Origin of the sequence: Aquabacterium sp. NJ1 (assembly GCF_000768065.1) — a bacterium.
Classification (GTDB): Bacteria; Pseudomonadota; Gammaproteobacteria; order Burkholderiales; family Burkholderiaceae_C; genus Aquabacterium.
In genome coordinates this window covers 56,329-81,637 of record NZ_JRKM01000002.1, presented here as the reverse complement: position 1 = coordinate 81,637, position 25,309 = coordinate 56,329, and the positions used below count along the sequence as shown (strand labels likewise).

The 25,309-nt window shown below is 56.0% G+C and carries 26 protein-coding genes; 8 read left to right on the top strand and 18 right to left on the bottom strand.

Features of this window, described 5'->3' with window-relative positions:
• Nucleotides 1–501: 501 nt before the first annotated feature.
• The 18 genes from JY96_RS21565 to JY96_RS21480 form a co-directional block, all read right to left on the bottom strand.
• Nucleotides 502–1,131, bottom strand: coding sequence for a DUF3275 family protein (locus JY96_RS21565; protein ID WP_035044240.1), 630 nt, complete (start codon nt 1,129–1,131; stop codon nt 502–504).
• 561 nt (nt 1,132–1,692) lie between these two features.
• Nucleotides 1,693–1,932 (bottom strand): hypothetical protein, encoded by a 240-nt coding sequence (locus tag JY96_RS21560; RefSeq protein ID WP_035044236.1) that lies wholly within the window; start codon nt 1,930–1,932, stop codon nt 1,693–1,695.
• Nucleotides 1,933–1,943: 11 nt separating this feature from the next.
• Nucleotides 1,944–2,567, bottom strand: coding sequence for a hypothetical protein (locus tag JY96_RS21555; protein ID WP_035044234.1), 624 nt, complete (start codon nt 2,565–2,567; stop codon nt 1,944–1,946).
• Between the two features lie 104 nt (nt 2,568–2,671).
• Nucleotides 2,672–3,130, bottom strand: coding sequence for a DUF3577 domain-containing protein (locus JY96_RS21550; RefSeq protein ID WP_035044225.1), 459 nt, complete (start codon nt 3,128–3,130; stop codon nt 2,672–2,674).
• Between the two features lie 235 nt (nt 3,131–3,365).
• Nucleotides 3,366–3,707, bottom strand: a complete 342-nt coding sequence (locus JY96_RS21545; protein ID WP_152606695.1) for a hypothetical protein — start codon at nt 3,705–3,707, stop codon at nt 3,366–3,368.
• 60 nt (nt 3,708–3,767) lie between these two features.
• Nucleotides 3,768–5,717 carry a DEAD/DEAH box helicase gene (locus JY96_RS21540; RefSeq protein WP_152606694.1) on the bottom strand — a complete coding sequence of 650 codons (1,950 nt, stop codon included), beginning with the start codon at nt 5,715–5,717 and terminating at the stop codon, nt 3,768–3,770.
• Nucleotides 5,718–5,770: 53 nt separating this feature from the next.
• The gene (gene ssb, locus JY96_RS21535) at nt 5,771–6,172 is read right to left on the bottom strand and encodes a single-stranded DNA-binding protein (protein ID WP_052163024.1); all 402 of its coding nucleotides are present in this window, start codon (nt 6,170–6,172) and stop codon (nt 5,771–5,773) included.
• 218 nt (nt 6,173–6,390) lie between these two features.
• A complete protein-coding gene (locus JY96_RS23430; RefSeq protein WP_152606693.1) occupies nt 6,391–6,981 on the bottom strand; it encodes a hypothetical protein in 591 nt (196 codons plus the stop codon).
• 48 nt (nt 6,982–7,029) lie between these two features.
• Nucleotides 7,030–8,049, bottom strand: a complete 1,020-nt coding sequence (locus JY96_RS21525; RefSeq protein ID WP_035044219.1) for a PFL_4669 family integrating conjugative element protein — start codon at nt 8,047–8,049, stop codon at nt 7,030–7,032.
• Between the two features lie 281 nt (nt 8,050–8,330).
• The gene (locus tag JY96_RS22690) at nt 8,331–9,794 is read right to left on the bottom strand and encodes a hypothetical protein (RefSeq protein ID WP_052163022.1); all 1,464 of its coding nucleotides are present in this window, start codon (nt 9,792–9,794) and stop codon (nt 8,331–8,333) included.
• A gap of 18 nt (nt 9,795–9,812) precedes the next feature.
• Nucleotides 9,813–10,214 (bottom strand): hypothetical protein, encoded by a 402-nt coding sequence (locus JY96_RS21515; protein ID WP_035044217.1) that lies wholly within the window; start codon nt 10,212–10,214, stop codon nt 9,813–9,815.
• Nucleotides 10,211–10,819, bottom strand: coding sequence for an STY4526/YPO1902 family pathogenicity island replication protein (locus JY96_RS21510; protein ID WP_081961687.1), 609 nt, complete (start codon nt 10,817–10,819; stop codon nt 10,211–10,213). Before JY96_RS21510 ends, JY96_RS21515 begins: the two co-directional genes overlap by 4 nt.
• A 41-nt stretch (nt 10,820–10,860) precedes the next feature.
• Nucleotides 10,861–12,552: a hypothetical protein gene (locus JY96_RS21505; protein ID WP_035044213.1), complete on the bottom strand. Its 1,692-nt coding sequence runs from the start codon at nt 12,550–12,552 to the stop codon at nt 10,861–10,863.
• A complete protein-coding gene (locus JY96_RS21500) occupies nt 12,549–13,442 on the bottom strand; it encodes a ParA family protein (protein ID WP_035044211.1) in 894 nt (297 codons plus the stop codon). The genes JY96_RS21505 and JY96_RS21500 overlap by 4 nt, the downstream gene beginning before the upstream one ends.
• A 510-nt stretch (nt 13,443–13,952) precedes the next feature.
• Nucleotides 13,953–14,693 carry a DUF4400 domain-containing protein gene (locus JY96_RS22685; protein WP_052163020.1) on the bottom strand — a complete coding sequence of 247 codons (741 nt, stop codon included), beginning with the start codon at nt 14,691–14,693 and terminating at the stop codon, nt 13,953–13,955.
• The gene (gene traD, locus JY96_RS21490) at nt 14,683–16,761 is read right to left on the bottom strand and encodes a type IV conjugative transfer system coupling protein TraD (protein ID WP_035044209.1); all 2,079 of its coding nucleotides are present in this window, start codon (nt 16,759–16,761) and stop codon (nt 14,683–14,685) included. Before traD ends, JY96_RS22685 begins: the two co-directional genes overlap by 11 nt.
• Nucleotides 16,762–16,769: 8 nt before the next feature.
• Complete coding sequence (gene mobH, locus JY96_RS21485) at nt 16,770–19,109, bottom strand: MobH family relaxase (RefSeq protein ID WP_081961686.1); 2,340 nt, start codon at nt 19,107–19,109, stop codon at nt 16,770–16,772.
• 6 nt (nt 19,110–19,115) lie between these two features.
• Nucleotides 19,116–19,604, bottom strand: a complete 489-nt coding sequence (locus JY96_RS21480) for a hypothetical protein (protein ID WP_152606692.1) — start codon at nt 19,602–19,604, stop codon at nt 19,116–19,118.
• 453 nt (nt 19,605–20,057) lie between these two features.
• Here JY96_RS21480 and JY96_RS21475 point away from each other — a divergent pair, with 453 nt between their 5' ends.
• From JY96_RS21475 to JY96_RS22675, 8 genes are read left to right on the top strand one after another with little or no spacing between them, the layout of a single operon-like run.
• Entirely contained in the window at nt 20,058–20,672 is a 615-nt protein-coding gene (locus JY96_RS21475) for a lytic transglycosylase domain-containing protein (RefSeq protein ID WP_052163019.1), read from the top strand.
• A gap of 23 nt (nt 20,673–20,695) precedes the next feature.
• Entirely contained in the window at nt 20,696–21,355 is a 660-nt protein-coding gene (locus tag JY96_RS22680; RefSeq protein WP_161784391.1) for an OmpA family protein, read from the top strand.
• An 11-nt stretch (nt 21,356–21,366) separates the two neighbouring features.
• Complete coding sequence (locus JY96_RS21465) at nt 21,367–21,675, top strand: hypothetical protein (RefSeq protein WP_152606691.1); 309 nt, start codon at nt 21,367–21,369, stop codon at nt 21,673–21,675.
• Nucleotides 21,672–22,016 carry a hypothetical protein gene (locus JY96_RS21460; protein WP_035044200.1) on the top strand — a complete coding sequence of 115 codons (345 nt, stop codon included), beginning with the start codon at nt 21,672–21,674 and terminating at the stop codon, nt 22,014–22,016. The genes JY96_RS21465 and JY96_RS21460 overlap by 4 nt, the downstream gene beginning before the upstream one ends.
• A 16-nt stretch (nt 22,017–22,032) precedes the next feature.
• Entirely contained in the window at nt 22,033–22,335 is a 303-nt protein-coding gene (gene traL / locus JY96_RS21455) for a type IV conjugative transfer system protein TraL (RefSeq protein WP_035044198.1), read from the top strand.
• 2 nt (nt 22,336–22,337) lie between these two features.
• A complete protein-coding gene (locus JY96_RS21450; protein WP_035044197.1) occupies nt 22,338–23,003 on the top strand; it encodes a TraE/TraK family type IV conjugative transfer system protein in 666 nt (221 codons plus the stop codon).
• A 2-nt stretch (nt 23,004–23,005) separates the two neighbouring features.
• Nucleotides 23,006–23,857: a type-F conjugative transfer system secretin TraK gene (locus JY96_RS21445; protein ID WP_035044195.1), complete on the top strand. Its 852-nt coding sequence runs from the start codon at nt 23,006–23,008 to the stop codon at nt 23,855–23,857.
• A 2-nt stretch (nt 23,858–23,859) separates the two neighbouring features.
• Nucleotides 23,860–25,290 (top strand): TraB/VirB10 family protein, encoded by a 1,431-nt coding sequence (locus JY96_RS22675; RefSeq protein WP_052163017.1) that lies wholly within the window; start codon nt 23,860–23,862, stop codon nt 25,288–25,290.
• The last annotated feature ends 19 nt before the right edge of the window (nt 25,291–25,309 follow it).

Genomic DNA, 25,309 nt, shown 5'->3' with positions numbered 1-25,309 from the left:
AGGGAAGCACTTAGCCCTCACGGGGAAAGTAACTTCCCCAGGGGGTTGCAAAATTGCAAGATCGCACTCCAGGCCTCAGCTTTGGTGGCTGAGGTCCACGAGACTTTCGGGAGCCGTTCTCGTGTTTCAGGGCGCTGCGTAAGGTGCAGCACACCGACCGTAACTGACGGTCAACAGATAACCGACTTCTTCAAACGCCGACCCGCGACGCTTGAAGAACCCGGCATGGCCAGGCTCAGGATATGAGCGTATCTGCAAACCTTCGAATCCATCCCAAGACTCTAACGGCGTGTCCCTCAAGGCAGACATCGGACACAACATACACACTCTGAATCGCGCACTGCGCTATAGGGCACCTCGGCTGAGGCCGTGGTCACCAATGATGGCTAGTTAGCCGGTGAAGCGCAAGCACTTCAACGTGGGCTTATCCAAAACCTCCCAGCTTGGATAAGCCCACACGCGGCGGGCTTGTTAGTGCATCACTGCACCATGGGCATCACATCAAGATGCCAAGTACCAATCCTGACCTTTTGAGTCAAATCGATAGCCAGAGCTTCTCAGCAAGTCTCGCTGCTTACGGAACACTTCACGATCCACAGTGGGATCGAGCTTGATCCGCTCGCGCTTGTCAAACAGATCCGAGAGTTCATCGCCCAGCAGTGCGCGTTGCTCGGGCGACAGACCTGGGATCTCTCCTGCGTTTGCTGGACGGCTTGCAGTCTCAACCTGGTGGACAGGCTTTGAAACCGGCGTTTCAGAAGACTCAGGCTTTGTTGGTGTTGCTGGCGCATGCGCAGATGATGTGGACGCTTCCTCAAGCGGATCACGCTCGGGAGGCGTTTTATCAGCTGCCTTCTGCTCAGCGGTGACGCTGTCTTCGACCGCGTCAGTGATGATGATGTCAGCCAGGCTGGCTCTGTTTTCCACGAACACTCGGCCTCGCCAAGTGTTCGTGTGGGGCTCAATCCATTTGATGATGAAGTCGCCCTTGTACTCCCCTGGCTCGTACTGATCCAGGGCAGTGTCTTTGACTTTGAACTCGCCAATGGCCGTGATCAAGTCGCCTACGGAGAAAGCTCCATTGCGACCAGTGCGGCGGTTGACGATGAGGGTTCCAGGTACTCGAATCATGAGGTTTCCTTTGCGGCTGGGATAGAACCCGCAGAGACACCTCACCCCATTGGGACGAGGATCCCATTGGGCGGACTTGGATAAGGGGAAATGAACAAAGCGACACCGGAGCGTCGCTTTGCCAGGAAATAACCAGACAGTAGTGGTTCAGACTACTGCAGGGCAAGCGCTAGGTACTGTGACAGTGCCAGAGTGAATGCACGAGGTGTGAGCTTCGGTGATTCGTAGCGAACCGTCAGGGAGTTCGAGCGCCGCCATTTGCTAGATCGCACTCCAGAGTCAAAGACCCCATCGCCGTTGCAGGAGCCGGACGATGTCATAAGGCACATGTTTTTGAGGAACATGCAAACCGATGTGTGCTTATTTAGCCTTGAGCACACCAACAAGGGAACGAACCTTCTTTCGTTAAAAGCCATGGACAGATAGCTCTTAGCGAAAGAACTCCCCCTAATTCTAAGGGCTGGATACACTTTTCGCTTGTTGAGTTTGCGTCAACTTCGCACCATGTGCAACAAAGAAGCGGGGGGATTTTCCCCGCTTCTTTGCCCACTCTTGGTTGATTCAAGCGAACGCAGCATCCATCGCTACGTTCACCATGTCGTCAAAGGTAGCTTCGTCCAGCTGCTGAATGTCTTCTGGTGTGAAGTCCATACAGAAGCCGTACTCCACCCCCCCAGCCTGCACCGAGATTGCTCGCCCTGGGTGCTCAGCGGCAAAACGCCGAACACCCTCAAACGTGAGTCTGCAAAAGAACGGAACCGTCATGAAGGCCGGTTCAGTGGTTGTTGCTTGCGAACTCATAAGGACTCCTATCAAAGCGCAGTGGGATCGAACAGATGGAACAAAGGATCAGCCAAGGCTTGGTCACGGAATGTCAGCGCAGCAGTAACCACGTCTTCCGGCATTCCGCACGACTTCGTGAGGTGATCCTTCAGCTCCTCATCAGTCGATTCGTCGTCGTTCAAAAGGGTGTCGTTGAGCCACATGCGATGCTGTGCAGACAACCCCTTGAGGACATCTGGCAGCTTTTCCAGTGGAACGATGTGAAGGCGACTCATCGCGAGCTTCGCCAAGGTCATGGTCTCGTCAATCACGGGTGGCGGCACAAGAGACGGCGACTTGATGCGCCAGACCTCTGCGGAGACCATCCCATTTCGACTTGACCGGCCAGTACGCTCAAACAGGCCTGTGTCGAACATTGGTTCGACCAGCGGCTCGTTTTCGCTCCAACTCTTGACGCAGAACTCATCGATGCCGGTACGCGCTCCAGCAATGTTGGTAGAGAACGTGGCCAGCGGCTCATCCAGGATCTCGTCTTTGAGCGTGATCAGCTGGATAGCGATGGATCCGCCTTGTTGATAGCGGCCAATGAGGATCTTGGCCTTGCCGTATGGGGTGCAAACGGGGGCTTCGACGGTGATGGTAGTTGTGGACATGTGAACTCCTTGGGTCTATGTAGAAAGGCTTGCGCCAGGTTGAAATGAAAAAACCCAAGAGGCCGTGAGGCGTCTTGGGTTTAGAGGCGACGAATGTCGCGGGTTTAGTTGTCGGTGCCGGTGCGAGCTGCTTGTTCAGGTTGTTCGACCTGGGGCAGTTCAATCACTTGACCATCGACCTTGGCAGACATGATCTGCAGCAGTCGACCCTTGTTGCAAAGACGGGCGACTTGTTCAGAAGTGCCTGCTTTGCGATCTTGCTTGGTGAAGGTGTAAGAGTCGGGCTTGGCATCACCAATACGGAAAGTCACGATGACTTTCTTCTTGGCCTCCACGTGGGGAGCGAGGATTTCCAAAGCTTCGAGCGCTTGCCAACCAACGAGACGAACATCGTATTCGCGATACTCGACTTCATTGGAAGGGCCGACCAGAGCGTTGATCGTGCAGCACTTGTAGGCTGGGCCACGATCAGGTTTGACACTACGGTAGCGGTTGAGGTAACCGACACCAGTGGTGATCAGGTCAAAGTACTGAACTTCAGATTGCGATTGATTTGCGGACATGGTGCTTCTCCTATGAAAAAGAAAAAGGGGAAGCACCGACCCCCAGCGGGAAGGTGAACTTCCCCATGGGGTTACAGACAGATCGCACTCCAGGCCTCAGCTTTGGTGGCTGAGGTCCACGAGACTTTCGGGAGCCGTTCTCGTGTTTCAGGGCGCTGCGTAAGGTGCAGCACACCGACCGTAGCTGACGGTCAACAGAATTCGCATTCAGTGTGCGCCTGTTCCGGCCTTCCGATCAAGCGCTAAAAGTTCTTTTCGAGTCGAACACTTTTCCAGTGAACAACAAGGGCTTCGCATTGCACGGCTCCACGGGCATGGCCTCCTCCAGATCGCGAACGTCTACATCGAAGGTCTCGATGTAGACGATCTCCTCGCTCATGACTTCATCCTGCCCGACACCGCCACAGAGACTGGCATCTGGGGTATCGCTGACCTTTCGGTCCACAACAACATCAATCTGCCGCATCAGCCCATTGGCTGATACGACTACACACCAGCCCAGTTCTTTGTGGAAAGCCGGTTGCCCTGGCCCGCATTTCACTGATGCCCGCGACCCAATCGACAGCACGTTGCTCATTTCAATCTTCCCCGTATAAGTGGTGCACTGGTTAAGTGGTGCACTGGTGCACCCATGATACTACGCCGCGATTGCCCTGCGCACAGACTCGACCAGATCCTTCTCAATGACCTCCTTTGCCGAGAGAAGTGCATTCACTTGCTCGTCAATGGTTTTCGCCACAACCGGAATGATGACGAAAACATCCCTGGTGTTGCCACTGCGATATGCACGATCTTCCGCCTGCCGCTTGAGCGCATTCGTCCAAGGGAGACTCGCGAAGAACACGTAGTTCGCCGCAGTGAGCGTGATCCCTACACCCGCCGCCATGGTGGTACCTACAAAGACCCTGGTGCCTTTGTCCTGCTGCAGGGCGTCCACCGCCTTCATCCGCTTCGTCGTTGAATCCGCGCCAACCAAACTGACTGCACCAATACCCGACTCTTTGAGGGCCTGCATCAGGTGCCCCACCGTTTCCATGTATTCGCAGAAGACAATGGCCTTCTCGCCTTCCGGTAGGCACTGGATTGACTCGATGATGAAATCCAACTTCATCATCTCCAGGCATTGCCGCAGCTTGGTGATCTTCGGCATGGCCTGCATCGTCATGTCTTTGACGATGGCCTCATACGCGCCCATCCCCTCAGCTGGCTCAATGATCCGCACCTGGTGGTGTTTGACTCCCAAGTCCTTCAGGGCGTCCTTGCCACGGCGAAGCATCCACTCTTTCAACCTATCCGCCAGCTCAGCCCGTTTGGCCGCATCCCCTGCGTAGGTCTTCTTGAACTCCTGCAGAGGCATCCGGCCAATTGGATGACCGGATAAGCGCAGGAGAGTGTGAATCTCGACCTCGCGGTTCAGGACTGGAGTTCCAGTCAACAAGAACCGACGTGGCACTCGGTCGGCCAAGATGAACGCGTTCCTTGTGCGGCCCGCTTCGTGCTCCTTCAGGTAATGGCACTCATCAATCAGCATCACACCAATGCGGATGCTTGGGTCTCGGACAAGCCCCCCAAGACGCTCGTAGTTCGCGACGATCCAGCGAGCCTCTTTGCACTTTTGCATCGAGTGCTGCCCGATGAACGCCACCTTGTCATCTGGAAACAAGGCATGAATCTCACGCTCCCAGTTGATGCACAAACTTGCAGGACAGACCACCAAGATGTGATCTTCCCCAGAAGCCAGGTGTGCAGCGACAACCGCCTGCCTGGTCTTGCCCAAACCCATGTCATCAGCAAGCAGTGCGCTCGAATGGCCGATCAAATGGCGCACACCAACAACTTGGTAGTCTCGCAGTGAGCAGTTAGCCGCGGTCTTCTGCAGCAGATCCTCGTTCACCGGCCAACGCTCCAGCGGCGTGCCAAAGGTTGTGATGAAGCCAGACCCCATGCCCTCGCTTGTCTTGTCCACACCGTGGACAAACTCTGGGGCAGCGCCTGCCACCGATATGGGCACCCCTGCCTTTGGAGCCGAAACCAGCTGCTCCAGGTTTACGCTGCTTTCATGCACAAACAGATATTGCTCGCCGATGCCGACCTGATCCAGCAATTTCCTCTTAATGAGCTGAATTGGAGCCTTAACCTCCCATGCACCAGCGTACTTGTGAAAGACCCCATTCAAATCACGCATGACTTGCACGTACAGGGAATCAAACACCGCAGTGCAAGCAAATCCACCCGAATCCAAAGGCATTAACTGGGTGTCAAAAAGAGAAACAAAGAAATCGTCAGCTGGACTATTCCAGGCCGTGAGCGCCTTATCTCGCATATCAGAGAAGTCCCACTCTCGATACTTTGAGGCGTACTTAGGCAGCAGTGAAATTGCCGCCTTCATCTTGGTAGCGGGTATTACCCACATGCGCCTAAGCGGGAACCATGAAAACCCAAGTTCCTTCATTACTTCTGCTGCGTCAGGAAAGAAAGCAGCAGAAAGACCCACACGGAAGCCGTCTGAAGCAGCTCGAATAACAAACTGTTTTTTTGCTGGGGCAATGGGTTCAAACTCATCGCCCGAATATGCTTGAACCGACATGGCACGCTCCAAATACTTAGGCCCCAAAATCGGGGCCTAAGTGTCGATTCAAATTAGGCAGGAGTCGATTCTGCCGCTTCGGATTCCAGCTGACCAGAGTCAGCTGGGGCCACTGTCTTGCGCGTATTGCCAAGCATCTGCATACGCGAAACTTTGACCTCAGTGGTGTACTGATCCTTGCCTTCTTTGTCTTGCCACTTACGTGTACGTAGCTTGCCTTCCACGTAAATGAGCGATCCCTCCTTGAGATACTCCTTCACGATTTCCGCCAGCCGATCCGAGAAAACAACCCGATGCCACTCCGTGGCTTCCTTGGGTTCCTGTGTTTCCTTGTCCTTCCAACGTTCGGTGGTTGCCAGGCTGATTGTGGCGAACGGCGTGCCGTCCGGTGCATAGCGAACTTCAGGTTCGCGGCCCAAATTGCCGATCAATTGGACCATGTTGAGAGAAGCCATCTTGAAACTCCGTTTCTGTGTTGAATGTGCCAATCGAGATTGGCGGGATTCCCAAACAGAAAACTTGCTGTGAGTTTCGCTCCGCTAATTGTGCGAAGTCATTATCAATTCTTACCGGGGATTCAAGGTCTATCGCCTAACCCTCTTGTTGATGCTGGTTCGCTGCCTTCAAGTGCTTGTCCACAGTGTGGACAACTTGACTGCGGCACACCTTCACGTCATGGCGCTGTTTGCTCCTCCATGAGTCGTTGCACGTTCCTCACCTCATACCGGGCCACCTGCTCAAGTGCATTCAAGATCTCAGCGCGGGAGTTCCACTCAAAGTAAGCCTGAGCCTCCGACGCATTCATCGTCTGGAGCAGAGGTTTGACCAGCTCCCATGTTGCGTGCTTCCCACCAGCCAGGCGCCACCGAAGCGACTGCTGTAGACGATGGCGCAGGAAATACACGTCCAAGCTGACACGGCGCTTCTCGACGGCTTTCGTCTCATCGCGCAGCTCGTTCATCTGGCGATGCACGTCGGCCAAGCGCGCCTCAGCCAATTTCAACCACTGCCGCAGGTCAGACCCCTTACCCTTTAAAGGCCCTTTCCAGCAAGCAATTGTTTGACAAGCTGTAGACGTATCAGTCATAGCAGTTGCTGTAGTTTTCATCTGGGAAGAGATGATCAATGGTGCAGATCTCTGCTTCGATGCTTGTCCACGGTGTGGACAAGCATCATCTTCAGTGACCTGCTGGCTGTTACACGCTGCTGGCCCAGGTACCTGTCCACCCTGTGGACAGGCTCCAAAAAGATCCAGCGTCAGCATATCCTCAAGATCCTTTCCCATCCCAGTCCCTTTCCAGATCCCCCTGGATCAGATCAATGCCTTGATATCGACACTCAAGTCTTCCAGCGGCACTTCATTCAACACACGCATTTCCTCAGCAGTAATCGGCTCGCGACGACGGCTGTGGCGCGGAGCCTGAGCCCCAGTGAAAATAGCCCGTGGCAGCGTTCCGAAAAGCTTTGTGGCAGCTTCCACTCGCTTTTTCGCTTCCGCGTCTGCACCAGGAAGAAAATCACTTCGTGAGAGCGGCTGCATTACGTCTCGATTCAGCCACCGGGCGTAATAAACCACTTCCTCGAAAATAGACCTGCAACCGTGGCGCATTTCATGGAGCTTTGCGCGACCTTCAGCGTCAGTCATCAAATCTTTTCGAATCAGTGTTTTGATTACTCGCACAAAGTAATCAAATTCACCGATCAACATAATGACACTATACCCGTACGGGCTCTTAAATTCAAGGTCCACAGTAAGCGGAGTATTGTTTTTCAGCACAGAAAGACGCATTCCATGACGTTTTAATGCGTCAATTTCTTTCATCATTTCATTAACACTTGCCGAAATCTTTTCCTTCATTTCGGTCATTCTATCTGTGGCACGAATAAGGCAATAATCAGCATAAGGATTATTATCCCCGCTGAGTTTCATGACCGTGCGAAGTGAAGCGGCAACCTTTTTACCGCCAGCCATGCCGCGACCATTTTCACCAGGGGCCACAGCTTTACCGACAAACAATCTTGCCGCTTCAAGCGTGTGAATATCGAACTTGTCCGATTCTTCGTCTTCAAGCTTACCCATATCCCGCATACTGCGGGCTTCCCAATCCTGAACCACGGGGTCAGCTTCCATTCGCATTTCATGCTTCAAACGCATGCTGCGCAATTGGGCTTCCCGTTTTTCCAATTCTTCAAGCTCGGGATACCGAGGGTCTGTGACATCGATGTCATCGCGAACCAAAAGGTCTGCGAGTCTTTCCCTCGCCCCCTCAATGTCATATCCATCTGGAAATGGTGAGGTGGCAGGTTTTACTTCCGTCGTCTGATCATTCATGGCAATCCTCCTGTGTCAGCACGTGGCGAAATGACCCCATTGCGGGACTTGCTGTAGGCCCATAAAACTCTGAGCCTTAGGTGTTATTGGGTGAATCTTTGTCCACAGTGTGGACAAAGACATGCCATTCGAGCACTGCAACTGAGCCCGAACAGTTAATGAAAATCTCTCCGTGGGTTCTGTCCACACTGTGGACAAACGTCCATGCCAGCCGGTGTCGAGCGCTGCGAGAGCGCTCAAAGCGAGTCGCTTGTCCACACCGTGGACAAAACCTTGGCGTGTCATTTGGTCCCTCCGAGAGCGTTCTTCGCGGCTAGGGTCTGCCTCAAAGCGGCAAACCGAGACGCTACGGTTGAAGGGACTGGGACACCCTTAGGCTCTACCTGCGGCTGAGCTGGAGCAGCTACCGCGACAGCTGTAGTCCCCATGGCCGCATCGCGTGCAGCCTTGACCTTGTGTGCCCCCTCAGGGATGAAGTCCCCAGCCTTGGCAAGCAAGGCGAGCTTACGTGCCAGGCCTGGCGCTGTGTTCACACCGCGCCGCTGGCGGATCCAAGCCATTTCGTCAAGGATGGACTGGGCGGTTTCAGCAGGCAGATCAGCCAAGTACGTCCAGATGATGACCCGTTCAAAACCATCGATCCAGTTCGGCCAGGATGCAGCCTCCATCGTCAAAGGCTGGACGTCTTTTGGGGCCAGTGTGGGTTCGTCTACCACCACCACCACAGGGTCTTCTGCGCGCTGTAGTGGTGGTTGTAATCCTTCTTGTAATCCCTTGTCCTTAAGGTAAAGGCGGGATTGGGCGAATCTTGTTGGCTGGATCGGGCCAGCCTTAAAGGCGGGATTGGGTTGGGAGGAAATGGGCGAAACTGACTGCGGGAAGTCTTCCTCTGAGTTTCGCCCAATCTCTCCTAATGCAGTGTTTTCAACGAGTTCGGGATTCCCGACTCTCAGATTCTCCCGATCCAGCCTAATGGGCTGAGCAGCCTTTGCAGATTCTCCCTTTCTTGCCTGGAGCTGTGCGAGGGCCATCATGAGGGGCTTGGCAGGGACCAAAAAGTCCACTCTACGGGGGTAGTTGCACCCACGCTCGATCAGGAGACCAGCTTGCCGCAGGTGTCTGCGCGAGGTCTCCCATTCCTGCCTAGACATCAGTAGTTCGCTCATCCAGTCGGATCTGGAGCGGCATACCCAGCGCTCGCTGTGGCCTGAGTCTTGGATCAGGCGGCTCAGGAAGAGCGCGTCGTTGATATGGGGCAGCAGTTCGGCCAAGCGACGGTGATACGCCGTGGCTCGGCCAAGAAGCTGCTTGATGATGTGGGCGTCAGTTCGGAACAAATCCAATGTGACGCACTCGTCCAGGTGAATGTGAATGAGCTGGGCCGAACGTGCGGCCAGCTCATTCACATTGACGCGGTACTCAGTTTGGGCAGGCAAGCCTACGCGACGCTCTTCGATCAAACCTTGCGTTACAAGGTTCTCTCGGGCGCGTTTCTGCACTTTCCAGCTCATGCCGGTTTCGAGAAGCCACTGGTCAGCGGTTTTGCGCACCCATCCTTGGCGGGCCGTCACCTCTACGCCGTGGCGTGTCCAGTAGATAAGCTGGGACAGGAACAGGCCTGCGGCGACGTTGCCCGCAATGCGGATGACGTTCCTGTGAACCGCAATTGATCTGCTGTTCAGGAACGCGTGATTACGCACACCGGGGGTGCTGCCGTCCGGTGTGCGTGGGAAGGTCGGTTGCATGGCCAGTGCCGACCTTATTTAGTGCGCAGCCGCCAAGGCGCGATGGCGCATGTCATCTTCGATGGCCAAGCGGTCAATCACATCGAAGTTGATCCTGTACTGGATCACCAGGCGCATGCCGTTATCGACGCGAAATCTACGCTCTTCGAAAATGCCAAGATCGAGCAGGCGGGCTTTGGCCGTTGCTTGCTCGTCCTTGGACATGCCCGTTTCCCGAGACCAATCCTCGCCAGTCTTAGAAAACCAGCCGTCGCCATCAGTATCGCCATCCTCTGCCCACTGCATGGCTGCAGACAACATGAGGGCTGCTGTGATCTTGCCGGTGATGGAAACGTAGAGGCGTTGAAAGGATATGGGGCGGTCGTAGAGCCTGAGTGCGAACTCAGGATTGCGCTCCATGTACGCAAGAAAGTAGCTCATTCTGCGTGTCCCGTTTGGGTGCGGAATGTCATGATCACTGCATCCAGGCTTGCCAAGCTGTAGTGGCCATAACGCTTGTGCAGCATCAGGAAGCGTTCACGCTCCCAGTGCGTATTGCTTTTGGGCATGTCCTTCGAAAGGGCAACCCATGCTTCTTCAATGTCTCTGCGCTCACGCTCAGACTTGGGCACAGGGGGGCGTCCCCAAGTCGATGTGATCCCCATGACTGCGCGCTGCTGGCGAACGTGAACGTGTGACGTCCCGCGAAACAGCCGCATGATCATGGAAGGGGAGGCGCCGTGGCGGATGAAATACTGAAACTTCGCTCGCTCTTCCCGCGTGGCTTCGAGCTGGCGAAGATTGAACAGCAATCCATCAGGATTGAGCGTGAGCACGACATCGCGAGACTTCATCTTGCTGAGCTGCGCCATCTCAGCCGCACTCAGTTGCCTGAGTCGGTCGATCACCTCGGGCGTGAGCCCCGAGTTGTGCAGTTCGCGAAGTTGGTCCGGGTCGTCAATCGCTTCAGACAGGCTCACCAGGTGCTGAAGCACCATGGCCTTCGCTGTCGGATCACTGATGGTCAAACCGCCTGAAGAATTCATTCCTTACTCCCTAAATTACTGAGGTCCGAATCATTCCGTGCTCAATTCTTGGTATTGAGTTCACGGATGGTGTAGATCACTTTCATCAGCCAGCCAATCGCCGGGTACTCCGGTTTGGTGGCCAACACAAGCACATCGTCATCACGGAGGGTGGTCCCCATATCGAGGCCTTCCATCCACTGGTTGTCGAAGTTCTCATCGGCCATGGCGCGATAGAAGTTCGAGGTTGGATCCAGGGCGCCAGCGTTTTCTGGATCGCTCTGGCCACTAAGGCGCATGAGCGACCAGAAGACCACTGATTTGCTCGTTCGGGCGATCAGCCCTACCTGGTCGTTTGATGAAACCGTCGAGATCGCGTGGCGCGAGTCTCCCGGCGTTGGGTAGTCGATGAAAAAACCAAGTGGCAACTGATCGCGCCAGACAAGAAGGTCGGCGATACCAGCCAGGTCACAAAGTACGGTAAGCTCCTGCTTAAACCGCTCCTGAAGGTTGGCGGCAGTAGATGCCGTGGCCTGGGACACCGCTTGAATTTCGTCATGCGGCAAAGCGCCGGGGGTTTTGTCCACAGTGTGGACAGAATGCGTGACCGTGGTTGTTGGCGCCTGTGGTCGGGCAGGTTGATGAGCCTGAACCTCGCTGGGGCGTTGAGGTTTGCTTGCCTGCGCAGGGGCTTCTGATCTTTCAGCGCCGTCTTCTTGGCGCCCATCCGCTTGTACGAAGGATGAGCCGTGTGAGGCTGAGGCAATAGCCGCCTTCAGGTCCAGGAGCGTTTGATCCCCCTTGCGAAGTACGCCAAGCATCGTCCGAACTTCGTGGACTGAATGCCCGATCTTGTCGGCCAGGGCAACTTCGCAGGAGTCGCAAATTTCGCTCGCGGGGAGAACTTTCTCGGAGGCTGTGAGGTAGGCCTGGCCAGCACGTTCCAGCGCGGGGGTAAAGAGTGTTGCCCAGCTCGTCTCTTCATCTACGCCGAATTTCGACGCCAGCTTCGCTGCCAGATTGAGCCTGGGCATGAAGGTCTCGCTGACGCTGAGGCCAGTAAGAGCTTCCAGTGCTGGACCCAAAGAGTGGAGGCGATCTACCGCGAACGTATAGCGGGAGAGCATGGTCCGGCCAAGGCGAAGCCCCTTTGTACGGAGCTTCTCTTCCAAGTCGCGAAGCGTGAGATTCTGGCCTTCTTGCTCTTTGAGAAGCTTGATCAGGTCCACAACGCCAACGGCACACTCCCAAAACTTCATCTCACCCCGAGACAGGTTCTCAGTGAGGTGCTGAGCGATCAGCTGAGCTTCGTCCCGGTAGGGGGTGTAGTAGAAGTAGGCGTAGCGGTGTTCCGGATCCTTCGTTTGCTCGAAGCGGCGCTTCATCCATTCCAGGCGGGTGTTACCACCCGCAGAAATGATGTACGGCCCGTTGGGCTCGCGTTGCGTCACTGGCAAGGGCTGCGTCTGACCTTGCGCCTCCATGGAGGCGGCAATGTCTTCGTAGTTCTCGTTGTGAAAGCGACGTGGGTTCTTGTCGAACAATTGAACCTGCGTCACATCCAGCTTTAGGATGGCCGCACTTACCGAGCCTGCTCCCTTCAGATTCAGGGCTGAAGGGGCTGGATTTTCAGCCGTGTAGCTGTCGTGGCGCGCTCGCGCCAAACGATCAGAAAGGCTCACAGGGGAGCCACCTTCACCCAGAGCGGTCAGGTTGACCGTCCGGCGTCCGCTCGTGTTGGCGGGGGCATTCATGCGCGTACTCCAGCAGCAAACATCGTTTCAGTGGGGGCACCACCGAAAACATCGTCTGGATTACCGCTCAGGCCACCAGCGAAGACGCCATAGAGAGCCGGAATCAGATCCCAAGCCACGCGGTGCATCACTTCATAGGCAGATGGCATCCGCTTCCCGCCAGTCGTGTTGTGCTTGTGGGCAGGAACGCGCAAAGAGAACGCTTCCTTGTAGGCGACCGCATCAGGGATCAAGGTCTGGACAAAGGTGACCTTGTCGTTGATCGTGAACTCACCCTGCAGCTCCTGCAGGATGGCCTTGGCATCACGCGAATAGTCAAACTTGCAGATCAGCGCTCGGATAGGTGCCAGCGCAGTAGTGGGCTCAGTTTCCGACTTCTCCAGCCTGTGCAGCACCTGGAGCATTCCGGTGCGGAATTCACGGATGCTGGCCGTGTCGGGCGGCAGTGGAGAGACCAGGGTGTCGGCTGCGAAGGCAGCACATGTTTGCAATGGACCGATTGCGCCCTGCGTGTCGATCAGCACGATGTCGTAGTTGTTGGTCACAACCGGCGAAGACAGTGCAAGAGCCAGGCGTGAGCGGCGATCAGGCTGTTTGTGGAGCCAATGCTGCAACTCAGCTTCACCATCGTTGGACTTGATCAGGTCCAGATTGCTGAACTTGGTCTTTGAAATCGCTGTCGGACCAACCGATCCGCTGGTGATGACCTCGGTCAGGCCTTCGGGGGCCTCGTACTCCAACTCGTAGTACTTGGACAGAGAGGGCTGAGGGTCAGCGTCCACCAACAATACGCGGGCACCCATGTCGGCAAACACGCCGCCGAGGTTGGCCAAAGTAGTGGTTTTTCCGACGCCGCCTTTAGTCGAAATGGCCGCAATCTTGTGTGTCATCGCTCCCGCCTCCAAAGCTCAAAACGTTTCTGGACGGAGCTAGGGCAGGGACTAAAGGGGGCCGAATAGGCGCACCTCTAGATTTATCAGCGTACGAAAATGGCTCGTCAGGTTACAGACGACCATCAGCAATCACGCCGATAAACGGTAATGCATCACTCACTACCGAAGCTCACGGTTCTAATGTACTGTGAAAATTTCGCACTTGTCAAACATTCGCGCCGAGAGTTGCAAAATCACACACAGTCCGCCCTCTAGGGGGATGCTGTGATGAAAGTTGGCAACACGCTGCTGAGCCACCCTGAAAGCGTGTAAGACGCTATCGAGCATTCAACCCGCTCCGTCACAAGGCTTGCGGTGCAAGCCTTGCGCCGTCGCTCCCACCGCGTCAGGCCACCGATGCCGCGCTCTGTTGCGCTGCGATGGCTGGGGCAGTCAATGGTTGCGAAGCTCTGGTGCATTCATGCCAAAACGGCAAGCGCTGGTGCAGTAATAAGAAATCCCCCTGAATCACAAATATTTTTTATATGATGCAATTTGCATCCTTGCTAGATACGCAAGTATTACAGCAAGTGGAGCTAATACGAATGCAGGGCTCAAAGAATAGGGTATTGCGAGATAAGCAGTAAGGCCTACGGCAAGTAGCCACACTTGGGACATCTTGGCTCGGTGGTAAATGCTTGCTGACTCGCGCTCAGCATTGGCGCGTCTGATAGCGCGCCTACTCAGGCCGTCAACAACACTCACCACGTACAGCAGGGCCAGCAAAGGAAACATCGACAGAAAGATCGCGATCCTCGCGCCGAAGATGTAGGAAGCCAGTATCCATTGCTTGAACTTGTCACCGTGCTCAGGCATCAGTCTCTTGTCGACGTACTGCTTACCCAAGTCGCGATCTGCGCCACCTTTATGACCCAGGATCGTTGGTGTGTTCATCAGTGCACGTGCGCTGGCCACGATGGTGTCTACGCCGTACTCTTGGATGACCCCTCCGATGCCCGAAGCCAGGTTAACTGGTGAAAAGGCGATGGGTGTCAGATCAGCTGCGTAGTCGAGGTCACTGCCCATGACCGCCTTGAGGTGTGAGACCGGATCATGCGAGCTGTGGCGGTAAGCAAACCAACACTGTGTGACGATGGTCCACAGGAGCAGTACCGTGACGATGATCGTCGTCCGCAGCAGTGTTCGGAATGGCCACAAGAACGCCTGAATGATGGTGCCGTCAAAGACACCTTGAGCTTTAGTAGCCAATTCCCTTGCCCTCCACGGTCAGCTCCGCTGCCTCCCCAAGCGACTCCAAGTACTTGGAATAATTTGCCCGCATGTAAGACAGCATTTGGTTCCAATTCGATGGAGCTGACTTGCTCTCAGTAGGCAAAGGCAACGGGATGCGAATCTTCTTGAGTTGGCCACCTTCAATCAGCGCAAACGCTTGTCCTTTGGGTAGCTTGGTCAGCATTGCTGGATCCACAAGGGGAACCTTCTCACGGGAGATCCTGTCCTCAGAAGCCGATGCGAAGTCAGCGAACTCCGTGGGGTCGTTCGTGTCTGATACGCGGCTACCGGGTGTGACTGACAACACATCTACCTCAGGTAGCTGGTTGGTCAGAATCTCTGCGGTCTCCTTGTTCTTCACCCGAAGCATGATGAGGGTGTTGAGGTTGCCGCCGATCTGACCGGCTTTTGCTGCATTGCCGACTTTGGCCTCGATGTCCTGGCCAGTTTGTGTGTAGCCAGTGATGTTGACATCAGCGCCACCGGCCTTGTTGGCGAGCTGGACGAACTCGGGGCCAATCAGTTCATTGAGTTCGTCTGCGTGCAGTCGAATGCGTCTACGCCGACCTCCGCGAGACATGCCATAAGAGGAGGTGTGCTTGTAGATGCTGCCTGCAACGCTGGTCAAATCCGCCAGGCCTGCGGCAGCTACTGTCTGTGCCACATCGGGGATGCTGAGCGCATCCAGTCCCATGTACACGATGCCGCCTCTGTTGATGATCGACATCCAGTCGATGATGGGGCGGGGGTCAGAGGTATCGAAGTAGTTGGGAGAGATCAGCTCAGCAAGCTTGCCGCTGGTGAGCTTCTCCATGAGTGGATACAGAGAGCTGACCAGCTTTTCGAAGTACGTTCGGTCATTGGACAACACACTGATCAAGGCGTCGGCTACCTGGTCTGTGTGCCCCTTCTCCCGGAAGTACTGCGTCAGCATCACAACCTGGGTGTCGCGGCCATTCTTTGCAGCCTTGGCCAAGAGATCCTTCATGTCCTTGGTGGGCGTCGGATCAAAGCGATCGCGCCACCCTGGCTCCTTACTGTCCAGATACTGCTCAAGGTAATTCCTGGCCAGGTCGTCAATGTTCACGCCATAGCGGTAGATCTTTGCAAAGTCGGGCTTCTCACCAATAGCGGCCATGGCCCGTGCAATCACGTTCACGTAGCGCCAAGCGAACGCCTTGAAGGCCGAGGATTGGCCCTCGTCAGGAAGTGGGTTCGTTGTGCGGCTGGCAACTTCAGTTATTTGCTCGAATGCACCGATGGGGTTGTATCGAGCAGAGATCTCTGGGAAGCCCAGATGGAACACAAAGAAGTCTTTTTCTCTTCCCGCTGCAACGGCGTCCGCGTACATGCCCAACAGCAAGTCAACATCGCCTTTCGGGTCCATGACGATCACCACATCGCCACGTCGAATGTCTTGTGTGATCAAGATCTGCGCCAAGCGCGTCTTGCCCACGCGGGTGGTCCCATAAACAATCGTATGGTTGTTCAGCTCAGCAAGGGCAGTGAAGACATCCTCTTCTTCGACCTCGACCCCATGCAATATCGGAGCGCCACCAACCGGAGGAAGAGGCGCGACAGGGTTCCACCAGGCATCGGTCTTTGTGAGCTTCGTGAGCCACGTATCTTGACCTGCAGGTGTGCCACGCTCGATGGCTCGTGCCTTCTTGTAAAGCCATGATGAGTCGTGCAGATGCTCGTTCTCTGGAAGAGATGCAAGGTACAAGCGCTGAGCATGCTTCGTGGACCAATTGAAGCCCTTCCCGAGGTAGACCGCATGATCTGAAACCGGGATCTGCTCAGGCGTCATGGCCAGCGATGGCAACCGCTTGACGTTTCGCCTAAAGAGGGAGATGCGACGGGCTTGCTTGAGTCGTATCGCACCCAGGCAACCCAATGTTGCCGTACCGAGCAAAGCCCATTTCGGCGTCAGCAGAAAGATATGCGGTGCGATTGTGATCGCCCCTGCAGCCGCAAATGCTGCGACTGCTGGGAGGTACTCATAAGGCGGGCGATAGACGTTGTCGATGATTGGCGAAGCCATGATCAACCTCACTGTGTTTGGATGTGCTCTTTGGGCTTGAGCTTCCGTGGAGGACGCTCTGTCTTCACGATTCGATGATTTGGTTCTGGTACAGGGCGCCAGAAGAGATCAGGCTTGCCAAGCAGGTAGAAGCTTGACGTGGGCGAGATGCCGCCAGCATGCTTGGTGAACGCGTAGTAATGCAGGTTCTCATCACCGTTGCGCACAGTCCATGGTGACTTGGCGAACTCGTTTTGCAGTCGGGTATAGGCTCGATCACCGTACTGCTTGATGAGGGCCGCAACGTCACCCTCGTCAACCTCTTGGTGCTCTCGAACGAAGCGCTTGAATATCTCAGGGGAGAGCAGCAAGCACCCCTCAGGCACAAAGTGGACAAGCGCCTGCGTTTCGTTGTACTTCAGCTCCCCGGAGTTCACGCCCAGCTGAACCCATCGCATAAAGGCCTTCGCTGCAGGTGTGCCGTCCTTGCGGGGCTTTGCCTCTGTGCGAGGTTGATCCATCGGCTTGACGGGGGCTATCAGGTCTGTGGACGCTTCTGATCGCTTCGGTTCACTCTCTGCCAGCAAGGCAGTGAGACTGGCTGGAGCGGCTTCCGCCACATCAAGTGAGTCCTCTGGTTCAGCGCTGTCATCACTGGCCGTAGCAGTTGTCGAATCATCTGCTGTCACAGGCTCTGCTGGCAGCTGGATTGCTGCTGCAGGTGCCGTCACGGGAACTGAGCGGGATGCAACCTCAGGTGCGCTGAGATGGTGGTCACCAAGGGGTGGAACGGCATCTAAGGTCTCGCCAATCCAAGGGGGCGGCGCATCCTGAAGGGGGGGAGGGGATGATGCTGGACCAGTGTTCGATGCCTTCGCGGGTGGCGTAGGTGGTGAGGCTGTGTCGGCTGAAACAGGCGCTATGACTGCCTTGCCTGTGGCCGCTGGAACAGTACGTGCAGCAGGTTCAGGGGCTAGGACAGGTTCCTTGCGGGCATCCGATTTGGTGATGGTTTGAGCCGCAGCTGGTGGAGCTGCAGGTGGACTTGCTGCGGGCTTTGCCGCCTCAGCTTTATCCTTCTGCGCGACAACTGTGATCTTGCCGTTCATGGGACGTGGCTTGGCATGATCAGCGAATAGCAGCCCCAGGGGGAACTTGAGCACAGTGAGCACGCCTGGCGACTTCCAGTCCTCACATTCCACAAGCACCCTCCACACAGCCCCCTGTGTGCTGGGGTTTGTCTCAGCTCCTCCGTACTCCTGGAAGCAGTCGAAAATTCTGTCGTTCTTGTCTTTTCCGGGAATGCCGTTGAGGCTCTCATTCGCGGCAAGGTATGTGCGTAGCTCATCGGCAAGCCGACCGCAGACGATCCACAGGGCATCGTCACATACCCAGCCCGCCGCACCAGCCCGATTCAGGGGCAGTGCACTGCCTTCTTCGAGTATGCGGCGTAGAGCTTCCATCAATCGCTCGATGAGTGGTCGGGCCCTGGCCGACGCAAATCTGGTGCGCGGGCCGGAAAGAAGGTTGCGGCGCACTGACTCGCTATCAGCTCGCTTGACGATCTCTGCAAGGATGCCTTCCTTGTTATCCCCTGACAGGTACTGCAGCAGCTCATTGAGCAGCTCTGCGTCGTCCGCAAGCCAGCGCAGCACCGTTTCGGGAACGAATCGCTGCATGAGGATTGCCGGGAGCTTCTGGTGCAGCTGATAGTCCTTCTCAGACCCGTCAACAAAGTCGACGCTGTAGTGGGTGAAGGCCCCTGCAGACGTCATTGGCCCAGCGAGAGCGGCCCAGCGGTGAGCGTCGTGGACCAGGTCGCCAAAGAGGCTCACGCGCATATCCGCCATCGGCTTGCCCAAGTCGTGGAGCAGCGCTGCCAGGAAGACGCCAACGGTCCAGCGGTGAGCCAGCCGCTTTCTGTCCTCGGTACCCCTACCTCGGGGCAGCTCCATGCCCGCCCGGAATGCCAAAGCGGCATCAACCACTTCTAGGGCATGGATCCACAAGCCACCTGGTTGTGAATGGTGGTGGGCTTCCGACGCGGGCAGAAACTGGACATATTCTGCAAATGCTTTTAATACTGGTTTGCAGTCAGTATCAAATACGTCTTTCGATAGTGCAGCTCGCCGTTCAATTGAATCTATGAGCACCTGTGTGTCGGTGTCCTCAACAATTTGCCGGTATTTCCGTATGGGAAGTTGAGAGCGCGGTCGATCCTTGACAATGACTTCGCGTGATGCCGCTCTGCTTTGGACTGAAGAGCCGAAGCTGCTCTTGGTTTGGAGCTTATGAACTCCAAAAGCACCGAGGCCAAAAGCGGAAAGGCCCGCGAGGGCCTTGAGTACCAGTAGGACAGTGCCGGACATAGTGGTTCACTGAATGGTGGGGGGGGAGCCTGTTGCAGGCTGAGGTGTGCCTTCGCTGCGCCAGTCTTTGAAGGCTTGGCGACCCAGGAGCCAGTACTTAATCACCCCAGGAGGGATCGCTGTCTCGGTGTCGGCCCAAACGCTGACTGGGCCCCTGGTAGCGAATTCACGGAAAGTCTCTTGCAGGGGATACCAGATCTCGCGGGGGTTGTCTGCCCTGCAGGCACGCCAGTAAGTGAAGTCGAGGTTCGCCAGGACTTCTGCCAGGGCAACGTCAGAGGTGTAAGTGGCCCCGGCCATTTCCAACAAAGCCGCAATCGCCATGGACAAGGGGGTGAAATCGGGTTGCATCGTGGGCGAAGCTTCATAGCAAGCGCGCCAGCCATCAAATCTGCCGGTCCAGTCAAGAATAAGGTCATGCCATTGAGGCAGTCCAATAGTGGTCAACAGCTGGGCCAGGGTCGATTCTTCTTTTGTATTTGTAGAGCTGTCCATGCAATGACTCTCGTATTTAAGGTTGACGGTGCGCCGGTGGGCGTATTGACGGCTCCAAGTCAAGCGTAGCGTTACGACGCCAAATTCACGACCCGGAAAGCCTTTTTCTTTGCTGCAGCTTTCCGCTGCAACAGTCCTAACGCATGGGACGGGTGGCCATCTTCGCCACCCCTTTACCCCTTAGCTGAGGGGTTGCCCCCTTAGTGTATTCATGTCCGTTACCCATTGAGGCCTTTTGGCCAGACCGCAAGCGGTCTAAAGCGCAGCGGTCTGGCCGGCCCTTTCAGTCAGTCCGTTACCCCATTACTGAGCGCAAGCACGGTGCCTATTGGGCCTACCTGATGGAGTGTGCAAAAAGTCTCAACCACCCGCCTATCAAAAATCGACTTTTGACGTTGAGAGAAAAGGGTTGTTTTTACACACTAGCTCCGTGGCTTCCCCAAGAGTCACGACTTGCTGTTTAGCCAGGGGAGAGATCCCCTGGCCTTTCTCAGCACAAAGAACCAAGGGCGTAAGAACGTGGAAAAGCGGACTCAGATTCACGGCTGCATTGCACTGATCACCATGCTGATGGTGGTGATGTGCTCGCCAGCGCGTGCTGAGTTGGTGATGCCCGCGTACCACTCCTGCTTTGTCGCCGCAGGGCACAAATACCAGCTGAGCCCGCTATTGCTGAAGGGTATCGCCTTGGCCGAGTCGTCAGGGGTCCAGACAGCAAAAAACCTGACGCACATCAAGCGGACAAAGACCGTCGATGCTGGGCTCATGCAGATCAACAGCAGCTGGTTCCCCTTGCTTGAGAAGGAATACGGGATCAAGTCAGACAAGCTGAACGATGCGTGTATGAGCATCGATGTCGGTGCTTGGATCCTGGCGCATGAGTTCAAGAAGTATGGAAACACGTGGGAGGCCGTTGGAGCCTACAACGCAGCATGCACCCAACTGAAGGGAGCCGCGTGTGCAAAAGCAAGGCAGACATACGTGTGGCGAGTATTCAAGAAGATGCAAATGGTCGAAGCGACTGAAAAAAGCACCCAGGACAAGCAAAAGGAACGGGGACGTTCATGAGGATGCCAATGACAAGGGTCGGTGTGTCACTGGCCATCACCGGCATGCTCTCAGCCTGCGCTACGGGAGACAAGCTTCCGCAGCATGGACAGACGCAGGTGAGGGAGTCGGTTCAACAGGTACCCACTGATGTGGGGCCAAAGTTTGTTGACTGCACAGTGTCGTACTGCCCGCAGCGGACAGCAAAAACGATTGGATGGCCTGAGGTAAAGGGACAAGAGACCCCGGTGGTCCAGCAGGCGGTTGATGTGAAGCCAGCAGTGCCGTCTGAGCCAGCGTCATCACCTACATCGCCGACGCTGGCGCCGCAGGAAAAGGTGATCGGCAGGGCCATCGTCCATTTTGCGTGGAACAGCGCGGTTCTCAGTGCACAAGAGAAGGCCAAGCTGGCGCAACTGGGGCCGCTGATGGCTAACGCCACACGTGTGCGAGTGGTGGGGCGTACTGATGCCACAGGCCCTGGTGACGCCAACGACCGCCTGGCAAATCAACGTGCCCTCGCCGTCATGCTGCAGATGCGTGATGTGCTTGTGTCGGTTGAGAAGAACAGGGTCGCGGTCCAGAGCAAAGGCTTGTGCTGCTACATCGCGGAGAACAAGTCCAAGTCCGGGCGATCCTTGAATCGACGGGCTGAGGTCGAAATCTATGGAACGAGCGACATCGATCCAAGCAAGGACAACTAACCGAGGGTCACATGGGAACCAACGAATTGAAGAGCGGAAGTGAAGAAGTGCGGGAATACCACCAGATTCCACCAAGGAAGCGCATACCGGGCGTGAAAAGCGTGCTGGTGAGCGATGACTTGATCGATTGGATCAAGCAAGTGCAAGCGGGCGCATCGCCTCGCATGGATTACCGCTACCTGATCGAGGGCGTGATTGCCGTCGTGAAGGAACGGCCGGAATTACATGCAGCGATGGAGAGCGCAGCGCGAAGCCGGATGCAGTTGGATCTGGAAAAACTCAACCATTTGTCAAACCATTCTCTGGAGTCACAAGCATGAATGCCATCGCATCTTTCCGCCCTTCCTTCAACCTGAACCTGGCTTCGTTCAAGAAGGCCGCAACCATCACTTTCGTGGTGATGCTGGTCCTCGCAGCACTGATGTCGCTGGGCCACGCAGCCGGTACCACTGGCACGGCCTTGAAGCCCGCGTTTGACCTGCTGAACGACATCACCAACGGCTACGGTAAGCAACTGCTGGTCCTGATCGGCTTCGTTGCCGCTGGCCTGGCCATGCTGGCTGCTCAGGCCATGGGTGCCGTGATGAAGTTCATCGGCTTCATCGTGTTCCTGGCTGCTGGTCTGGGTGCCGCCGTCACCCTGTCTGGCGCTCTGATCTAAGCAAGGGAGCAAGGGAATGAGCGTGCCCGATCCAGACATGCACATCGTGCACCGCATCAAAACACCCTGGAAGGTGTTGTTTCTTGATGCGGACATCGCTGCTGTGTTGGGCATGCTCGCCCTGGGTGGCTTTGCCATGCGTTCGTACGTACCCACTTTTGCCGTGGTGTCGTTCATCGGCTTCCATTGGCACAAGACACGCGAGGCGAATCCAGCGGGTTACATGAAGCACTGGTTCCACTGGAACCTACCCAACAGCATTTGGGCGGGGAAGTTCAAGGCTACACCGCCTTCGGTTTACAGAGAAATGATCGGGTGATCATGGACGACAGCATCCACAAAAACGAGCTTGGCAACCTGCAAAAAGACAAGAAATGGAGCAGGCTCATCATTGGCGGACTGATCGTTTTGGCGATCTTTCAGCAGATCAACATCATGCGGAACAGTGATCGGACAAAGATCATTCAAGAGACCCCTTGGGGTGACCGCAGCAAATGGATTCAGGGTAGCAAGGTCAGCGAAGCGAAGCTGATTGAGCTGGGGAAGTGGATGGCCCACCTGAACCTGGACGTCAATGAGCGAACCATTGGCGCCAACACAGACATCCTGCTCAATTGGACTGACGGGTCGTTTGCTGAGCAAGTGCGCAGCAAGTCAAAGGCTGCTGAACGCCGTTTGCGTCAGTACGCTGCGTCTACCGAATTCGAGGTTCTCTCAGCGTTCCCTGACACGGACAAGCTGCGTGTCGCGATGCGTGGGAACCTCACAACGCGGATCAGCGGAGAGCCCAATCCGGCTGAGCTGAAGGCGTACGTGGCTGAGTTCAAGTTCGACTCAGGAAGGCTGGTCCTCAAGGACTGGTACGAGGCTGCAAGTGCTGACGATCCACTGGGCCTGCGCAAGGAACCTGGTAAGCAAGGACCAGTCAAGGCAGTAGAAGCCGCTGCATCTGCAGCATCAAGTGCAATCCAAGCTGGCGGTAAGTAAAGATGACGCATACGACTCAAAAGACACGCCTTGCATTCAAGGCGTGGGCGGTAGCCTTCGCCGTTTTCGGCACCATAGGTGCTTCGCAAGCCGCGCAATTCGTCCCTGCGCGAGATGGCGATTCGACCATGGTCAAAATCTCCATCAAGGACGACACGCGGATCAAGGTGGAAGGCTCGAAAATCCTTGACGTGGTGGGCGACTTTTTCGACAAGGAAAAGAACCCGCAAGGTCGCCTGACTCTGGACAAGGATTCCGAGGACGGCGAAATCTACGTGCAGCCAACCTCATTCGGCTTGGAGCCCACGCCAGGCGCGAAACCAGGCGAAAAAGGCACGCTGCGCCCAGTCAAGATCACGCTGAAGACGACACGCGGTAAGTATTCGCTTCTGCTGATGCCGGAAGACATTCCTGGCGACACCATCATTGTTGAGCCCAAAGGCTTGGCTATCAACTTTGCGAAGGGGAGCAAGGCTTCGGTACAGCCAGCTCCAGCCACAAGCGTTCCAGATCAAATCCAGACGGATAAGTCTTCAAGCCACATCCGCAAGCTGAAGGCATTTGTGCTTGCGATGGTGTCGCGCCAGCAGCCAGCGAACATGGAAGTGGTGCCTGCCGGTGAAGAGGTCGGCCTCTGGAAAGAAGCCAAGTTCGTGCTGGTGGAGAAGTGGGTAGGAGAGGAATGGGTGGGGGACAGGTTCAACCTCACCAATGTCTCCAATGCTCCGCTGGTCATGGACGAACGCGAGTTCTATCGGCAGGGTGTGATTGGCGTGTCGATCCGCGTGCACGACCTGCAGCCGGGCGAATCGACGGAGGTATACGTCGTCCGCCAACGTCTTCAAGGGGAGTGAACATGGCTAAGTTCGCAATCCCAGTCTATTCGACACTGCCTACGCGCACCAAGCAAAAGGTCAACATGGCCATGGGCGGCTTTGCCGTATTGGGCCTGCTTATCACGGCGATGGCGATGGTGGGCGGCACAGAGCCCGAGCGCAAGGTTGTCGTTCCAGAGGAGAAAAAGCTAACCGAATTGCCTGGTGATGCGGTTACTGATCAAGAACTCTGGATGGGGGGATCTGGTCGCAAGGTCAATGCGCTTGAAAAGCGCATGGACGAGTATGCAACAGCGCAAAAGGACAGCGCTGATGCTCTGGAGCACAAGCTCGAACTCATGTTCAAAGAGCGTTTTGGGGATGCAGCGAACCCGAAGACTGTGCCAGGTGGAGAGCAAGGCAAGGAAACTCCAGCAGCAGCAAAGGACAAGGCTGAGGAAGAAGGGCCGCTGAACGTACGCCCTGTTGTGGCTGAAGGAGCAACCAAGACTGCACCAGGCCTGAAAGGACAGCCGAAATCCGACATCCCTGCTCCAGGGAGCTTGAAGGGCTATCCAAACGGCGCTCCGAACGACGGTTCAACCGCGTCGGGCGACGATGGGCGCCAGGAGACGGTCAAGGAAGTACGCGAGCCTTCAATCATTCGCGTTTCGGTGACAAGCAAAGAAGCCATTGCGCAGGGGGGTACGTCGGGCAAGCAGGAAAAGGCTACAGGCTCTACATACCTTCCTGTCGGGCACGTCCGGGCAGTTCTCTTGGGGGGGCTTGATGCGCCTACAGGTGGACAGAGCAACTCTCCTTCTGCATCGGTACCAACGCTCCTGGAGATCGTTGACTTTGCGGAGTTGCCGAATGGATTCCGACAGAACGTGAAGCGTTGCTTTGTGGTCGCTGGTGGGTGGGGGGATGTCTCTTCTGAGCGGGCCTACCTGCGTACGTCATCCATCAACTGCATCAACAGGTTCGGCCAAGCAATCGAGGCACCACTGTACGGGCATGTCTTCGGCGACGACGGCAAGAACGGGGTTCGCGGTCGGCTGGTGTCCAAGCAAGGGCAGCTGCTGGCCAACGCTCTGCTGTCTGGTGTTGCCTCTGGCATTGGCCAAGCGTTTGCACAGCAGTCTGTCACCGTTTCGACCAGCCCGCTGGGTTCAACGGCAACGCCTGGTACCACACCCAAGGATGTCATGAACTCAGCGCTGGGAATGGGTGCTGGCCGAGCTATGGATCGACTGGCGAACTACTACATCACGCTGGCTGAAAAGACCTTCCCTGTGATCGAAATCGACGCAGGTCGATTTGTGGACATCGCAATCATGCAGGGCACGAACTTGGAAGCTACGCTTGACCTTGGTAACGGCGACCCAAGCGTCTCGCAAAGCATTGGGCGATACGTGGCCCGAGACGCCCGCAAGGCCTATGTGGACTTGCAGGCGAACGGCGCCGAGTAAACCGGAAGAAGGAACACAG

Excerpts from the sequence above, each read along its gene's own strand:
- JY96_RS21525 (WP_035044219.1), bottom strand. The coding sequence starts at position 8,049 with ATGAATGATCAGACGACGGAAGTAAAACCTGCCACCTCACCATTTCCA.
- JY96_RS21550 (WP_035044225.1), bottom strand. The coding sequence starts at position 3,130 with ATGTCCGCAAATCAATCGCAATCTGAAGTTCAGTACTTTGACCTGATC.
- JY96_RS23430 (WP_152606693.1), bottom strand. The coding sequence starts at position 6,981 with ATGCTGACGCTGGATCTTTTTGGAGCCTGTCCACAGGGTGGACAGGTA.
- JY96_RS21540 (WP_152606694.1), bottom strand. The coding sequence starts at position 5,717 with ATGTCGGTTCAAGCATATTCGGGCGATGAGTTTGAACCCATTGCCCCA.
- JY96_RS21545 (WP_152606695.1), bottom strand. The coding sequence starts at position 3,707 with ATGAGCAACGTGCTGTCGATTGGGTCGCGGGCATCAGTGAAATGCGGG.
- JY96_RS21555 (WP_035044234.1), bottom strand. The coding sequence starts at position 2,567 with ATGTCCACAACTACCATCACCGTCGAAGCCCCCGTTTGCACCCCATAC.
- JY96_RS21445 (WP_035044195.1), top strand. The coding sequence starts at position 23,006 with ATGACGCATACGACTCAAAAGACACGCCTTGCATTCAAGGCGTGGGCG.
- JY96_RS21465 (WP_152606691.1), top strand. The coding sequence starts at position 21,367 with ATGGGAACCAACGAATTGAAGAGCGGAAGTGAAGAAGTGCGGGAATAC.
- JY96_RS21510 (WP_081961687.1), bottom strand. The coding sequence starts at position 10,819 with ATGAATTCTTCAGGCGGTTTGACCATCAGTGATCCGACAGCGAAGGCC.
- JY96_RS22690 (WP_052163022.1), bottom strand. The coding sequence starts at position 9,794 with ATGCAACCGACCTTCCCACGCACACCGGACGGCAGCACCCCCGGTGTG.
- JY96_RS21450 (WP_035044197.1), top strand. The coding sequence starts at position 22,338 with ATGGACGACAGCATCCACAAAAACGAGCTTGGCAACCTGCAAAAAGAC.
- traL (WP_035044198.1), top strand. The coding sequence starts at position 22,033 with ATGAGCGTGCCCGATCCAGACATGCACATCGTGCACCGCATCAAAACA.
- JY96_RS21560 (WP_035044236.1), bottom strand. The coding sequence starts at position 1,932 with ATGAGTTCGCAAGCAACAACCACTGAACCGGCCTTCATGACGGTTCCG.
- JY96_RS21480 (WP_152606692.1), bottom strand. The coding sequence starts at position 19,604 with ATGGACAGCTCTACAAATACAAAAGAAGAATCGACCCTGGCCCAGCTG.
- JY96_RS21515 (WP_035044217.1), bottom strand. The coding sequence starts at position 10,214 with ATGAGCTACTTTCTTGCGTACATGGAGCGCAATCCTGAGTTCGCACTC.
- JY96_RS21460 (WP_035044200.1), top strand. The coding sequence starts at position 21,672 with ATGAATGCCATCGCATCTTTCCGCCCTTCCTTCAACCTGAACCTGGCT.
- ssb (WP_052163024.1), bottom strand. The coding sequence starts at position 6,172 with ATGGCTTCTCTCAACATGGTCCAATTGATCGGCAATTTGGGCCGCGAA.
- JY96_RS21505 (WP_035044213.1), bottom strand. The coding sequence starts at position 12,552 with ATGAATGCCCCCGCCAACACGAGCGGACGCCGGACGGTCAACCTGACC.
- traD (WP_035044209.1), bottom strand. The coding sequence starts at position 16,761 with ATGGCTTCGCCAATCATCGACAACGTCTATCGCCCGCCTTATGAGTAC.
- JY96_RS22675 (WP_052163017.1), top strand. The coding sequence starts at position 23,860 with ATGGCTAAGTTCGCAATCCCAGTCTATTCGACACTGCCTACGCGCACC.
- JY96_RS21565 (WP_035044240.1), bottom strand. The coding sequence starts at position 1,131 with ATGATTCGAGTACCTGGAACCCTCATCGTCAACCGCCGCACTGGTCGC.
- mobH (WP_081961686.1), bottom strand. The coding sequence starts at position 19,109 with ATGTCCGGCACTGTCCTACTGGTACTCAAGGCCCTCGCGGGCCTTTCC.
- JY96_RS21500 (WP_035044211.1), bottom strand. The coding sequence starts at position 13,442 with ATGACACACAAGATTGCGGCCATTTCGACTAAAGGCGGCGTCGGAAAA.